The sequence below is a fragment of the Pseudoalteromonas aliena SW19 genome, assembly GCF_014905615.1.
Taxonomy (GTDB): Bacteria; Pseudomonadota; Gammaproteobacteria; order Enterobacterales; family Alteromonadaceae; genus Pseudoalteromonas; species Pseudoalteromonas aliena.
In genome coordinates this window covers 128836-143140 of sequence record NZ_AQGU01000029.1, presented here as the reverse complement: position 1 = coordinate 143140, position 14305 = coordinate 128836, and the positions used below count along the sequence as shown (strand labels likewise).

10 protein-coding genes and 2 pseudogenes are annotated in these 14305 nt (G+C 36.6%); 5 read left to right on the top strand and 7 right to left on the bottom strand.

All coding sequences use genetic code 11. The features are described 5' to 3' along the window. Positions 1-92: 92 nt before the first annotated feature. Positions 93-1226 (bottom strand): DUF1570 domain-containing protein, encoded by a 1134-nt coding sequence (locus tag PALI_RS17090; protein ID WP_193156826.1) that lies wholly within the window; start codon positions 1224-1226, stop codon positions 93-95. Beyond that, positions 1219-1566: a hypothetical protein gene (locus tag PALI_RS17085; protein WP_226894577.1), complete on the bottom strand. Its 348-nt coding sequence runs from the start codon at positions 1564-1566 to the stop codon at positions 1219-1221. The genes PALI_RS17090 and PALI_RS17085 overlap by 8 nt, the downstream gene beginning before the upstream one ends. A 636-nt stretch (positions 1567-2202) precedes the next feature. Between PALI_RS17085 and mntA the strand changes: the two genes are divergently transcribed. From mntA to PALI_RS20280, 3 genes are all read left to right on the top strand, one after another. Continuing rightward, positions 2203-2592, top strand: coding sequence for a type VII toxin-antitoxin system MntA family adenylyltransferase antitoxin (mntA, locus tag PALI_RS17080; RefSeq protein WP_007379066.1), 390 nt, complete (start codon positions 2203-2205; stop codon positions 2590-2592). Further along, the gene (gene hepT, locus PALI_RS17075) at positions 2585-3010 is read left to right on the top strand and encodes a type VII toxin-antitoxin system HepT family RNase toxin (protein WP_193156825.1); all 426 of its coding nucleotides are present in this window, start codon (positions 2585-2587) and stop codon (positions 3008-3010) included. The genes mntA and hepT overlap by 8 nt, the downstream gene beginning before the upstream one ends. A 967-nt stretch (positions 3011-3977) precedes the next feature. After that, complete coding sequence (locus PALI_RS20280; protein ID WP_264299779.1) at positions 3978-4100, top strand: hypothetical protein; 123 nt, start codon at positions 3978-3980, stop codon at positions 4098-4100. Positions 4101-4170: 70 nt separating this feature from the next. Here PALI_RS20280 and PALI_RS17070 read toward each other — a convergent pair whose 3' ends face one another. Next, a complete protein-coding gene (locus tag PALI_RS17070; RefSeq protein WP_193156824.1) occupies positions 4171-5472 on the bottom strand; it encodes a PDDEXK-like family protein in 1302 nt (433 codons plus the stop codon). A 582-nt stretch (positions 5473-6054) separates the two neighbouring features. On the opposite strand from PALI_RS17070, the pseudogene PALI_RS17065 reads away from it, so the two are divergent. Beyond that, positions 6055-6786 (top strand): annotated as a pseudogene (locus tag PALI_RS17065) (DUF3427 domain-containing protein); the annotation flags it as partial. Positions 6787-6805: 19 nt separating this feature from the next. Here the strand turns inward: PALI_RS17065 and PALI_RS17060 are convergent. After that, the gene (locus PALI_RS17060) at positions 6806-8425 is read right to left on the bottom strand and encodes an IS1634 family transposase (RefSeq protein ID WP_193154366.1); all 1620 of its coding nucleotides are present in this window, start codon (positions 8423-8425) and stop codon (positions 6806-6808) included. Between the two features lie 93 nt (positions 8426-8518). On the opposite strand from PALI_RS17060, the pseudogene PALI_RS17055 reads away from it, so the two are divergent. Then, positions 8519-9007, top strand: a pseudogene (locus PALI_RS17055) (DUF3427 domain-containing protein); the annotation flags it as partial. Positions 9008-9089: 82 nt separating this feature from the next. Here the strand turns inward: PALI_RS17055 and PALI_RS17050 are convergent. The 3 genes from PALI_RS17050 to PALI_RS17040 all read right to left on the bottom strand — a co-directional run bounded on the left by PALI_RS17050 (position 9090) and on the right by PALI_RS17040 (position 14261). Continuing rightward, the gene (locus tag PALI_RS17050; protein WP_193156823.1) at positions 9090-11645 is read right to left on the bottom strand and encodes an amidohydrolase family protein; all 2556 of its coding nucleotides are present in this window, start codon (positions 11643-11645) and stop codon (positions 9090-9092) included. Positions 11646-11647: 2 nt separating this feature from the next. Beyond that, complete coding sequence (locus PALI_RS17045; RefSeq protein WP_193156822.1) at positions 11648-13084, bottom strand: hypothetical protein; 1437 nt, start codon at positions 13082-13084, stop codon at positions 11648-11650. Next, positions 13081-14261 (bottom strand): IS3 family transposase gene (locus PALI_RS17040; protein WP_193155539.1). Its coding sequence is split into 2 segments (ribosomal slippage): positions 13081-14003 and positions 14003-14261, totalling 1182 coding nucleotides; the frame shifts between segments, so codons are not numbered across the junction. The genes PALI_RS17045 and PALI_RS17040 overlap by 4 nt, the downstream gene beginning before the upstream one ends. Between the last annotated feature and the right edge of the window lie 44 nt (positions 14262-14305).

Sequence of the window (14305 nt, the reverse complement as noted above, 5' to 3'; positions counted from 1 at the left end):
AATTTTAAATCACTGCGGATGAGGCATTTATAACGCAAATCCAAACCCAATTTCCATCCGTCCACTCACCTTATCAATACACTCCAAACAGGTTAAAAATTATGTACTTTAAAAGGTATTTTTAACCACTGAGAATATTCACGTTTAAGATTTGGTAATTGTGTATACAACATCTTTTTTAATTTTTGTTCAGACAACTTGCTACACGGTGACTGTTGCTCAGCAAGCATTATATTTTTTAGTAAAGCTCTCCCTGCCTGTGTATCCATTAAAAAATAAATAGCAGCCCAGCTACTTGCATAAAGTTTGCTGTTGTCGCCTTTTTGCCACGTATCCTCCAAGCCGATTAACCAATTAATTGTGAATACACTTTTAGCGATACTGCTATTTGTTGTCCACGACCTATTTGGCTCTACAACAGCCGTTTGCATATTATTTTTAGTCAGCTCAAAGTACTCAGCAAACCCCTCATTTAACCATCTTGGTGTATAACCTAACACAGCCTTATTAATAGCATGCACCGCCTCATGAACCGACGTGCGCATTGCACTGTGTGCATTATCATAGTGAATAAAAGCAGAATTACTCGCGTGAAAATACATACCCGCAGTGTTTATAGGCTCACCACCGCGTTGCTTTATTGCGGCCTCGTAAGCACGGCGCTTAGCCAATACCGTTAAATTCAGCTTTACCTTTTTAAGTGCATGTACACCAATAATTTGGCCGTACACCTTAAATACTGTGTTAAGTTTAATGCGTAGCTCTTGATTAAACGACGACGGTAAATTAGGCGTTTTTAAAGTAAGCTCAAAGTAGTCAAGTGGTTCAGCAAAACCTGTACTGTAGGTCGCTACTGCAAAGTCAGGTTTTTTATCACTAAAATGCGGCACACCGTCACTGTCTGTCCACGTGAATATATCGCCATTACGTTTATATTTAACCTCACCTAACGATATATCTGCGCAGCGCGTATTGTTAGCCTGAAATAAATGATTATCGGCAGATGCTAACGTTTTTTGCAACCTCGTTGTGCTTACTTTTTTAGACTGTTTTGTGTTTATAGGCTCAGTCACTATCTGCAACGCTAAACTGTTATATAGGCGTTTAACCTCACCAATTGGGTCATTATAATTAAATACCCGCCCAGTAAAATGATTAGCAATGAGCGCCGAGGCAACCAGCAACACAAAAAATACAAACACCACGCGTAATTTTGTTTTAAACATATTTATGAACGCTCTTTCCACTGTGCAAAGACATATTTGATACTTTTTGGTTGAGTAACCAATGACTATTCGATGCTTTAGTCGTCGCAGAGGAAGTGGCCTGATAGGAACTACTCGCTTTTTTAGGTGTATTGCAATGATCAGCAAGCAAGGTAAATAGCGCTTTATCGCGTGCAGTTAAACGCTCACCTTCTTTTGTGCTGTAGCCACCTCTAAATTGCGATCGAATAGCTTCGCGTTCTTTTTTAATACTATCGCAATGAGCTTGGGAGTACGCCTCATCAGCATATAGCTCTGTAGCAAATACTGTGGTTAAAATTAGTAAAATCCATTTAATCATTGTTAATCCGTTAAATTAAAAAGCTTAAAATAGTGTACCTATAAATGTTTTAAAGTACATCAAGATTACTCGCGCGAAAAGCGTAGCTTTTAACATGCAACAGTGCCCGTTCAACCTAAAAACATTTATTCGCCTCATACAATGAGGCGAATAACGGGGTTAATTGCCTCATTACTTTTAAGCGCTGCACAGAGAATAAATAAACAAGCAATTTAAAACGAGGTGTAAACCTCACCTATAATAATTTAAACACCACATTCAACAAAACCGTAGGTGCGATTTTACATCGCGATTTTGGTTTTAATTTATTTTTCAAACCTAAATAAACGCATCCATATTTGGTAATTGTATTATTTGCAACTCTATTAATTATTTTTATGCATAAATCAATGTGGGCTAATTCAGAAGTAAATAAGTTATTTTTGAGTTTAAATGTATATTTATCGTCCACAAGTTAACTTTACCTTATTTATAAATAATAGAATCTAAGCTTCATCAATAAAATATAAATTACTTAAGCTCATCTAAGCAACTGCAGATGCCCAGCTTGCTATTAAATAAAACTAATATCAATTTTAATGTTCACTAGAAAACTGATAGGTTATTATTACAGTTTTTATCAATGGTTAGTTTTTCGTGGCAAATGAAGTTATACAGAAAATAATTAAGTACTTGCAGCAAAACACCGACATTGACGTGGTTTGGTTATATGGCTCCCACGCAAAAGGGACAGCCCAACCCCATAGTGACATTGACTTAGCCGTAGCATTTAAAAACTTTGATCTGGAGTTCTTTGATAAGCGCCTTAGACCAAAAGAGCTTGAGCTTGAAATAAGTAATGCACTCAACCTCAATGAGCAACTTGTTTCTATTATAGATATAAATATTATTCCAAGTTATTTAGCTTTCAACGTTATTGAGTATGGAAAAATAATTATAAGCAATAATAGTGTTAGAGCGATGAAAGAGCAGCAACGTATTTATAGCCAGTTTGAATTTGAAACCATAGCGAGTAAACATGACTGATACCGGAATTACACTTTATTTAAGTGAAGTAACACGCCATATTGACGAATATATACATGAACTCGACGAACTCAGTCAAATCGATTCACTTAATAGCAGAGACTACCGAGCTGCAGAGCGATTACTACAGTTAATGACCGAGGTGTGTATTGGTTTATCAAAACATTGGCTAAAGCAGCACAAAAGTAGTACCAGCAGCAATGCCTACCAAACATTTAGCGAACTTACTAATCTAGGCTTTTTGAGCGAGGCAGAACTACTTTCATGGCGTAAAATTATAGGCTTACGAAATGCACTTGTTCACGATTACTTAAATATTGATCAAAGTATTGTAAAAACAGTCATTAAAAAGCAACACTACATAACTATGCACGTATTTAGCATTAAAGCGATTACAGAGCTAAAAAAAGGTTCATAAATAAAACCTCACCTACAGTAATTTAAGCACCGCGCTCAACAAAACCGTAGGTGCGAATTTACTTCGCACTTTGGCTTTTAAACAAAGCTCACTCAAACACCTGTAGGCGCAAAGCTTGCTTGCGCGAAAAGCGAAGCTTTTAAATTGAATTTACTTAATATCGCATTGGCGATGGCAACCAAAGAAAGACAAGCGCCGGTCTCTCTTTGGTATCACACGGCGCCCCGCAACTTTACTTATCTTTAAACACAAAATTAATATGAACGTAAACGCGATGAAAGCACAACTTTCACATCCCTGAACGCTGCCCAGTTCGGGTATCCATACCCTCTCGTTCAAAACTACGTTTTTCACCCATTTGCAAGCATCACCTTCCTCGAATCCATGCGAAGTAATTACTCATTAATTATGTGTTTTCAGGTAAAGTCGAAAGGGGGAGAATTGTCTTAGCAGCGGCCTTAAAATTGGCTGTAGGCGCAAAGCTTGCTCGCGCGAAAAGCGTAGCTTTTAAAATAATTTACTTATATCGCGTTGGCGATGGCAACCAAGGGGCGGTCTTCTTCAAATAAGCTCTGCTGCTAATAATTCATCCCTGAAGTCGGGTTCCTGTCAGCATCCATGCTTCCACTTCCTCAAGCTGCAAAGCTACGCTTTGGTCATTCGTCACCCACGGCGCCCCGAGGATCACACTATTTCCTCAATTTAAATTAATGATATGAACGTAAACGCGATGAAACACGTCCTTGTGTAAGCATCGCTTAACGCACATTGCCTAAAGGGATTTAGGTACTTGGAATTTGTCGGGAACAAAATTCCGCCATGCTGCTATCACTCATAATTAATTCAATTTCGGGTGTGATCACGGGAGAGCGGCCTAAGCAACAGCCTTCAATTCAATAATGAGTTAATGCTTGTTTACAATGCACTTTTAAGTAAACTAACTACTCGCAAACAGGGAGTAGTTTTAATGCAGCGAATTGGTATTTACGAGCAGTTAATTACGCAAGTAATTAAGCAAAACTTAAATCGTGATCAATTTTATGTTGGCTATCGTCAGTTTGAAAGCGCTAAAGCGCCAACATGGCTTTAAAAATCAATAAATAAGCAGGCTAAAATGTTAATCTGCTTTTTCACATAAAATTATTTAACCATGAGCTTTCTTAAGCCTTAAGCTTAATACCTTTTATTGCATCATAAAAATCTTTAATCACATGGTAGAGTGAATCACCTCCCCCATCTAAAGCTAAAGTTTCAATATTCTCCAACAAAATCTCATGTTTAGAGCGCCAATTAGATTGTCTTTTCATTTTATATGTATCAGCAACTTTTTCAGCTAAATGATGAAAATCTTCTGGCGAATAACGACTAGCGTTAATAGATACAGTGTAGATATCTTGATTGTCTTGCTTTTTGTCGCGTTTGATTTCAAGATAGTATGGCCAGTAATCATCCTCACTAGGTGTATGCTTAGTTAACATTAATAGCATTTCGCTATCTTCAATACAGATGCTTAGCTGAGGAAATTGTTTTAGTATGGTCTCCTCAAAGAGGCCAAACTCATTTAAACCATGCAACTGATTAAATACCTTATGATTATGCTGTATTAATTCAGCAAGTTTTAGTTGCCAATCATCATAATCATGCGCGTTTGGTAATACATAGCCAAAATATTCTAGCGGAGTTAACTCAATGAAAGGATATAATTTTTTATTATACTTAAGCTCCTGCTTTTCTAGTAGACGAAGTGTTTCGAAGTGGTTAGCTGATACCGTATTTAATAATTTATTATAATTTTTACAGTAAGGATCCCTTTTCTCATCCCATTCAGCAAAAATGAAATCATGAACATCTTGTAGTTGGTGCTCTTGTCTTTTGGTTAATAATTCGCGCCCAATTACATCAAGTATTGCATCTGATAACCAAGTGTCATCAACCTTCACAAATCGAGCGTCATACTCGTCACCATGGTTTTTAAAGTAACTATCAGACAACACATATACTTTATTCCAATCAGCATAGTTAGCTTCTATCCAACTGGCATATTTGTTTAATTGTTGATTTTGTAATCTACTGCCGTCTTTTCTTTCAATAACAACAGCCAACTTTTGGCTTGGATCTAAAACAAGTAAGTCAATCCTTCCAGCACCAGCATTTATAGGAAATTCGCGAATAACTTTCGCTTGTGAAGTAGAGTTAGAAAGTAACTCAAAGGAGCTTAAAAAATTTCCTAACTGCTCATCATCAGCAACATTAAAAACGTGGTAGAGCAAGGCTTTTAAGAAATAATCTCCTTGTTGATGGCCACCGTTTGGGTCTAAAAGCCATGCTAAAACATCAGACTTTTTATTTTCATCAAATTTTATTAATTCTAATACTGACGTTTCTTCAGACCGACTAGATAGAGCTTTAAAGTTCTTGTCTAACAATAATTTAAATGTTTTTTCTAATAAACTCACACTCATTTTTGACCTCTTATTTAACTCTTAAAATTATCAAGCTACGTTGCTTTAAAAGTGATATACAGCAGCAACAGGCCAAAAGAACTTATAGTAAAAAAAACTATGACTTCCTTGCAACAACTTAATATATGACTTAACAAAAACGGATTTTGAGTAATACATACTCAATTACTATGTCAGAGCAGTCAAGGTAAACTCATATTTTTTATATATAAAACATGGGTTTAAAAAATAGGCTTTTAAAATGATTTACTTAATATCGCGTTGGCGATGGCAACCAAGGGGCGGATACCGCCTACCGCCCCTTGGAACCCCACGGCGCCCCGAGGATCACATTATTTCCTCAATTTAAAATAATGAAATGAACGTAACCAGCGTAGATAGGCCATCCATGACCAAGCTACGCTTTTAACAGCATCCATGCTGTTAATTACTCATAATTAATTCAATTTCGGGTGTGATCACGGGGAGATGCCTCAGCAATCGCGTTTAAGCTAAATTTGTCGATGTACTTAGAGTTAGGTATATTAAATTTATACATAATTTGAATAACTAAAATGGCTAACCAAAAACAGCAAGGAGAGTGGTTTACGCTTACCCGACAACAGCCAAAAACAATGCTGTACCGTGCTCGACTTTGTAGGCAATGCCCGCCCAGAATACAACTTTGCCAGTAAATTTCGCGCACTCATTGGTAAAAGTAATCAACCAATAAAAACCGAGATTGAAGACAACTTCCCGCATTTACCGCTAGGTTGTCGTATAGAGCTACAAAAGCACACGCAACAAACAATATTAAAAAATATTCAGCAAGCCATAAACACAAAGCGCCGACTACAGCAGCTAATAAATAGTTATTCGCAACATACCAATGATGCGCTTACGCTAAGTAATTTTTTACGCTTAAACTCACAAGTCACGCTTGAAGATATATACAAACCAAAAGATAAAAAGCTCGGCGGCTGGCACTGGCTTAAAGGCGATGAAAGTTCAGCAGAACAAGCCGATATTTACGCCGCGTATTATCGCGCTATCAACACCCAATTACTCAGCTGCAACTCACTCAGTTACTTATGCTTTTTACGTGATTTATGTAATAACAACTTTAGCTTTACGCCAACAGCGCAAAACCAACAGTACGCGCTTATGGCGCATTACAACTTTTGGGATAACACAGGCACAAGTTTAGGGTTTAAAACCCTTGAACAAAGCTTACAAGCACTTAAACACAAAGAGCTACAGCACGAACTTGCTCAAGTAATTACGCTGTTAATAAACCGCATACACCAGCAAGAAAGCGACTTAGCGTGCTTACCAACAGGCATTGATCAGACCCCTAGGCAACTTTTTGGATTTTATATAAATTCAACGCATGTCCACCAATGAGCCTTATTATTTTTTCCCTGAACTCATCAAAACCATCCAAGCTGATTTTGTCGCCTTGCTGGAGTAGATTAATTCCCTCAAAACACTGAAAGACCCAACGTAATGTTGGGTTAGATATTTCTTTATTGATTTGATTCGCGATCGTGGCTTTTTCTTTTTTCATATTCGCTCTCATTCGTCTTTGCGCAATTGAATAAACTAACAATGAAAGTGTCATCACCATCAACAGAGCATCTATTCTACTTGGCTTTTTGATAAATAATGATGAAACAAAAAACAAGGGGTCTTTTAAAAACCTAAACCCTTTTTCTACTTCAGATTGTGCTTTGTAATGCTTAAGTAAACCTACTGGTGAAAGGGCTTCTTTATCAATATTCGTTGCTAATACGAAGCATGACTTTTGTTCTACAATCTGTTTTATTGCGGTTTCGTTTTCTTCAATTTCTGCCGTGATTTGCCATTCAATATTTTTTACTGGCGCATCTTTTTTAGGTCGCCCTTTACCTTCATAGACTTTATGCTTAATAAATTGCTGAGTCGCTATTTGATGATGCTTCATCTTTTTCGCTAATTTATCTAATGCGCGTTGTGCGTCAGTTTGACAAGCGAAACGTTGAGCTTGTAAATGGAAGAGGTCTTTTTTGATGCCTGTGTGTGCTCGCTCAACTTGTCGAACAATGCTTTTTTGTGCTCGGCTATTAGCTGCTTTTGAATAAATAATCATCCATCTTTGCTCTATCCCCATATGATCAACCTCTTCAATAACATATTGATAATTATCATCAATATTAACCCATTGGTTGGCTGCTATGGCTGTACTTATAGAGGATTTTTCAAGAGAAATTGTTGAAGGTACTAGCGTGAGAAATTGAATTTTGGTTAAAAACTCAGCATTACTTTTATGATAAAGTTTACAGTCTGCCACAAGGTATTTAGGAGCTTGGCTTTTTGTGAACTCATCAACAAGCGCCTTACTTCGCGCTTTAAAAATAGCGGTGTCTGCGCTGTTACCATCCCAGTTTTTACATGCAAGCGGGATCCCACCATCTTGGCTAACAATGATTTCTTGTACGACTTGTTTTAAATCAGGACGGTGAGCCTTGCTATAGCCATGAGTAATTTTAATGACATTTTCATCACTATCTCCATCATCAAAAGCATATTCACCTGTCAGTGAATGACTCGTTGTATCAAGTGATTCAAAGGTTTTATCAACTTGCTCTATTTCACATGCTTGTCCGGAGACTAATGAAAATAAGCTTTCACAGCCAAACTCGAAGCATTGATCGAGAGTTCTACCAAGTTTGTGACGATTAAAATGTGATGCTTGAACCCCTTCACGAAATAAATGTTCAAGAGGCAAGTTAGTAAAAAATTGAGGGCTGAGTGATAAAGGTCGATTGGCAAAACCGAGTCCATTCATGATCATGCCTTTTACAGCTTCACCGGGGGTGATTTCTTGTTTATCGTCTTGAGGTAAGTATTGATCTAAAAGGCTGACAATTTTTAAGTCTTCTATAATACCTGAAACAATACCGTGATGGTCTAACCGTTTGATTTTTAGATTCATATACACCTCAAAGTTGAGATGTTATTTTATCAAATTAAAGAGAATTAAGCGTTTAAATTAAATCGAAATTTTTGAAATTGGTCTGATCAATGTCTGTTACCAAGCCACGCAATAAAATTACACAGCCGCTACACGCGCCAACAAATACTCGCCGCGTTTGGCGCACACTCGTTTGATAAAAAATCGACCGCCCGCGAAGGCGTTTTAGAATTTAAAAACCAAAACCTAGAGCTGTTATTTGTAACGCTGAATAAATGCGAAAAAACCTACTCGCCCACAACGCTGTATCACGACTACGCAATCAGCCCTACTTTGTTCCATTGGCAAACGCAAAACAGCGCCCGCCCAGAACACGGCCGTGGCCTTAGTTATATTCAGCACCAGCAAACAGGCAAAACCATCCTGTTATTTGTGCGCGAACAAGGTAAAGATGAAAACGGCAGAACTATGGGCTTTGTAAACTACGGCGAGGTTAAATACCAAAGCCACAACGGCAGTCAACCGATGAATATAACGTGGAAGTTAACAAGCCCCATGCCAAGTGAAATGTGGCATGAAGCTGGGAAGTTGGCGGTTGGGTGATTATGCTACTGTTATTTTGTTTTTTATTAGTTCCATATATTAACTTTTCAACGATCTAAATTAAGTTATATAGTTCAAGAAGCTAATCTCTACAGTCAATATGGTTTGATTTAAAAATATCTACACCAATTTTGCGTAATCTTTCAATCCAACATTCGGCCATTTCATTACCGATATTAAAATGACTTATAGCTATCTCTTTTAAAATACGATGCTCATTTTCAATTGTAGAAGGCATAAGCCCAGCATCATCAGTATTCACACAAACAGTAATTGGTCCAGTGCGAATACCAAAACGATTAAATTTTTCGCCTGCATTGAGTAAAGTATTATCTACAGGATACCATCGATAGACTGGATGCTCTGAATAGCACTTAAACCGACCAATATAGATGTTAGATGTTGGACAAGCCTCGATAACGACACCTTTTCTGCTATATTTCTCGATCAAATAATCTTGAAGAGCTTCATAAAAATCAAGTTCAAATCTATCGACAATCTCACTATACTCATCATTTATAAAGGGCGCATGGTCGCCTCCAAAATAAACACTAACAATTTTTTCAGTGGTATTTCTTTTTATTTTTTTAATTCCATTATCAGTATATTCTTTCCAATACTTAATAGCCTCTGCATTCATATTCATTCTTTTCGATTTAAAATCAGGTAACCAAGCCACGCTCTCTTCACTACTGTTATTTAACTCTGTATCAAAATATTCTGGACAATTTCTTCTTAACCGCCAGGCTTCGAACAATATATACTTAGATCTGTCCTCACCAAATAACTTATGACTCCACTTTGATATTTTCCTCTCAAAAACAGCTAACATTACAGTAAACTGTGAGGCTTTTTTCGTAACCTCAATGGCATAATTATATACCCACACTAAATTGTCTAAATGTGAACTCAGAGGGACGTATGCGCGCTGCTGACGAGAAGCCCATTTTTTAACGTCAACCCCTAATGCTAAAGCATGACCAACTCTGTCACTAGATTCATAATCACAAAATTCTATTGTTTCATCAATGGTTCTTAAACCAGTTAATAAATGGCTGAAATCTTCTCCCGCATGAATACTTAAATGCAGTTTCCTTTGAGGAATGAAATTTTTATTATCTGGTTGATAAGCGCTATTTCTTAACACTCGTATCGCGGGAGCAAAAACCTCAATTGGAAAATCGTTTTCATTACCCGAAACATCAATTCCACGAATCAGCGCGCATAAATTTAAACTTTGTACTTTCGAATTACCTAGCTTTTCATACTCATATTTTTGCAATGAAGAAGATGTAAATACTTTTTGCAGCCTACGTAATGACTTTGATAATTCTAATCGTTTTGTTGTATAACGTTTATCATATATTTGAAGATTTCCTTTTTCTTGGGCATGGTAGTTTTGTTTAAACGAACGACTAAAATGAAAGGTAAATTGCCTATTATTAAATTGATTCTTTTCTATAAAATCAAAGCCAAATTCAGCTAAATACCTTGCTGTAACCGTCTGATCAGATATTTTAAATTCACGTAACGTATTTTTATCTGAGTCACTTTCGTAACTATGCTTACCATATTCTATGACTTGATCACTGCCCTGCCTCGGTTTAAAAGAAAAGTGCTCAACAAAACTTGTTAGGCCCACACCAGAGCTAATCATCATAGAACGTAAAATATTATTTCCTGTAATGTAAGCACTCAGTTTGTACAACCAAAGATCGCAGCTCGCGTAAACATCCCCGTGATGCACTAATGCTATGGCTATTAATAACCACATCTTATTTGAGTCTTGTCTATTACAATTAATGGCAGCATTAAGTAGCTTAGTTACGTTATTATTTTTCGAGCTTGTAGTTAGTAGATCTCCTATACTTTCATCAGGAATTGTCCAAAACTGGGGACGTTGCCAATCTACTTTATTACATTTACTGTTATCCTTTCCCAGTGTTGCTATTAAATCGTTGAACAACAACTTTATGAGAACTGGTAGCTCGTTGATATTACGCTCACCACTTGAATATTTGGTAAATTCAGATAGTTTAGGAGTTGAAGTGCTATTTTCAAAAATTGATTTAGGTTTATTTCTTAAAAACAGAGATACCTCAGCTAGAGCTGGAGTATAATTACCGTTCCCACCTAAATGTACATGATTATCTGCATATTTCTTTTGACTAAATCCTTTGGGGAATGCAGAAAAGCATTGTTCGTCTATTAATTCACTTACGTTATCTACGTGAAGTAAATTTTGTTTGATTTTATCGCTGTAACCTATTGCTATGAGCCAAACAGGATCTATTTTTGACAAAATAGCAGACCAATGCTTTAAATTATTTTCATTAACAGTAAAGCTTGAACCTTGCCAAACGAGTAACTTTTGTTGCATTACCCGTAATTGCTTTAGTAATGAGTTTGCCCGATAACCACTCCCCCAGATATTATTTATAGCTTTATTATCATCACGACGGTGCATATTTTCTAAGTAAAATTGGTGATCAAATAACGCTAAGTCAGCAGCTTCATTAGCCGCTCTCTCTCTATTTAAAGTGAGCTTGCCATCTCCGCACTGTACATAAAACTCAAGCCATCTATCTGAACGAAGACGCGTGACGGGTGCCAACCATTCAAGATCGAGTAATAGCATTTTTATATACTCTGCAAGTTTTCATTGAAGAATTTTACTTGTGTAATTCTTCCATCAAAATTGATATTTAGCAGTTCACATATAAACTCAGCTCTAGCGATCACAAGTTGCTTGTTCTTAACTTTAGCATCCTCATCCCAAGCATCTATATCCTCTTCATCCACACCAAACATCAAGCGATGATCACTTATGTTTAATTTTTTTCTTCTTTTTAACTTTTCTTGAAAAATTTTAAATTCATCTAGTTGAATTGGTTCGATGTTTAACTCTGTTATTTTTGTATTTTCTAAAACTGATTCGGATATATCGTTAGCTATCGGACTAATAATTTTATTTTTTTGTGGCAATACGTAAAAAACACCATTTTTGAACTCTTCACTCTCTAATAATTTAAAAATAGGATGATTTGCAATCGCCTGTAGTAAAAGGGCTTTAGGCTTAATATCGTCTTTCAGATCATCATTTATTTCAATGAATGGTTCGCTACTTTTAGATTCCGTAAAATTGAAAAAATACCCGACGTTATCTCTTAAGGGTGGCGAGTAACGTCGGTGCTCTCCAAAATTACGGATTAGATTTAGATTACTTGTAAAAGCTACATTTTGTAATACGACAGGGCTCGGCTTCATAAAAGTAGCAAATGCATTAATTACGATATACTTAAATCTTAAAGCTAAATCAGTCAGTGTTTCATTTTCATACTTATCTGAGGCGTTTTTTTGAATTCTATCTTTCAATAAACGTAACTGAGTGAATGACTTATTAAAAACCGAATATATAATAGGCATCAAAGAATCATTTTTATAATATTCTAAATTAGATAAGTATTTGACCTCCCATGCAGCTATATCAGATGAAAGTTCTCTGATTGTAATATTTGATACTAATTTAATTTCTTCCTCATCAGTCAGCTCTTCTTCTGGACCAATATTAAATGCTTTAGTCGGAAATAAAGCGGGAACTGTATAAAATGGCGTTCTACTAAATAAGTCTTTTAAAATTGAATTCCAATGATGTACTCTTTTATCTAAGTAATCTTTATTCTCAACTTCGAGTTTGAAATCGAAATTAAGTAATGAAATAGCCAATAGTTCATAAGCTCGACTAAAAAATATTTGCCTTTGTGTTTTTAAAGTTAAATCGTAGTAGTTGTTATATGTAAAAATATCTAGGAGCATACGTTTATCATTTCGCGAATCTTGATCTTTACCTTTAGAAGTTGTTTCTTGTATATTTTCGTCAGTTATTGATTCACTGGTTAATTTAAACTTTCCATAGAAATGTTCAATTATAGGCATGCTCCTATATATCTTTTTATTTTTGAACTCTTCAAAATGCTGACTCATTCTTTTTACAAGTTCATTATCTGCATTCAATTTATCTGAAACTTGTTCTGCAAAAAATGGCTTGCCTTGCCATTTTGGTGTTGTAGTGGTCAACTAATTTTGGCCACAGTTTTAGAATCTTGATATCTAACCTCAGATTCATTTGGCGCTAAACCAGCATTATAATGATGTGGCCTAACATTATTGTAATATCCATTTATGTAATCGCTCACGCTATATTTAGAGTCTATAAAGTTTCCATATCCAACCTTTGGCATCCATTCTGTCTTAAAACTTCTAAAAAATCGCTCCATTGGCGCATTATCCCAACAATTTCCACGTCTACTCATACTTTGTGTGATTTTATAGCGCCATAAACGTTGGCGGTACTTCAAGCTTGTATAGTGGCTTCCTTGGTCTGAGTGAAACATCAATCCACTTGGCTTACCTCTGCTTTCATACGCGAGTTCAAGCGCTTTTAGCGTTAAATTAGTATCTGGCGACAACGACATTGCCCAGCCAACCACTTTACGTGCAAATAAATCAATAACGACGGCTAAATAAGCCCAGCGATTGCCTGTCCAAATATACGTCACATCACCGCACCACACGGTATCTGGTTCAACAACATCAAACTGTCTATCAAGCAGATTTGGGATTTCAAGGTGTTCATTACCACCGCGTTTATATGAATGTTGAGGTACTTGGCAGCTTTCAAGCTTTAATTTAACCATTAGCTTAGCTGCACGATAACGGCTCAATTCAAAATCATTGTTCGTTGCTATCGCTGCGATTGTCCGTGCACCTGCTGAACCACCACTCATCGCATGTATTGCTTTTACTTCAGCCTCTAACCTTACTTGCTCAGGTGTCGGCGTTGTATCGCGTATGGCCCAGTATTTATAGCTGCTGCGATGCACATTGAATACGCTGCATAGCACACTAATTGGATAACGCTCTCGTTGATTCAATTTCTCAATTAATGAGAATTGTTCAGGGAGTCGGACATCAAGAGAGCGGTAGCCTTTTTTAATATATCCTTTTCTAATTCAATGCGTTGGATTTGTTTTTTAAGTTCACGGATTTCAATTTGTTCGGGCGTCATTGGTGAAGCTAAAGGTGTCTGACCATTACGTTCTAGCTTTAATTGAGTAACCCACTTACTGACGGTTGATTTACCCACCCCCATCGCTTTTGCTGCGTCTTCTTGCGTATAACCTTGGTCTACTACAAGCTGAGCCGTTTCTAATTTAATTGCCGCTGAATATGTTGCGCGTTTTAATTTCGTCATTTTTTTACCCAAATTTGTATGCTTATTAGCATAACATTTCTTTC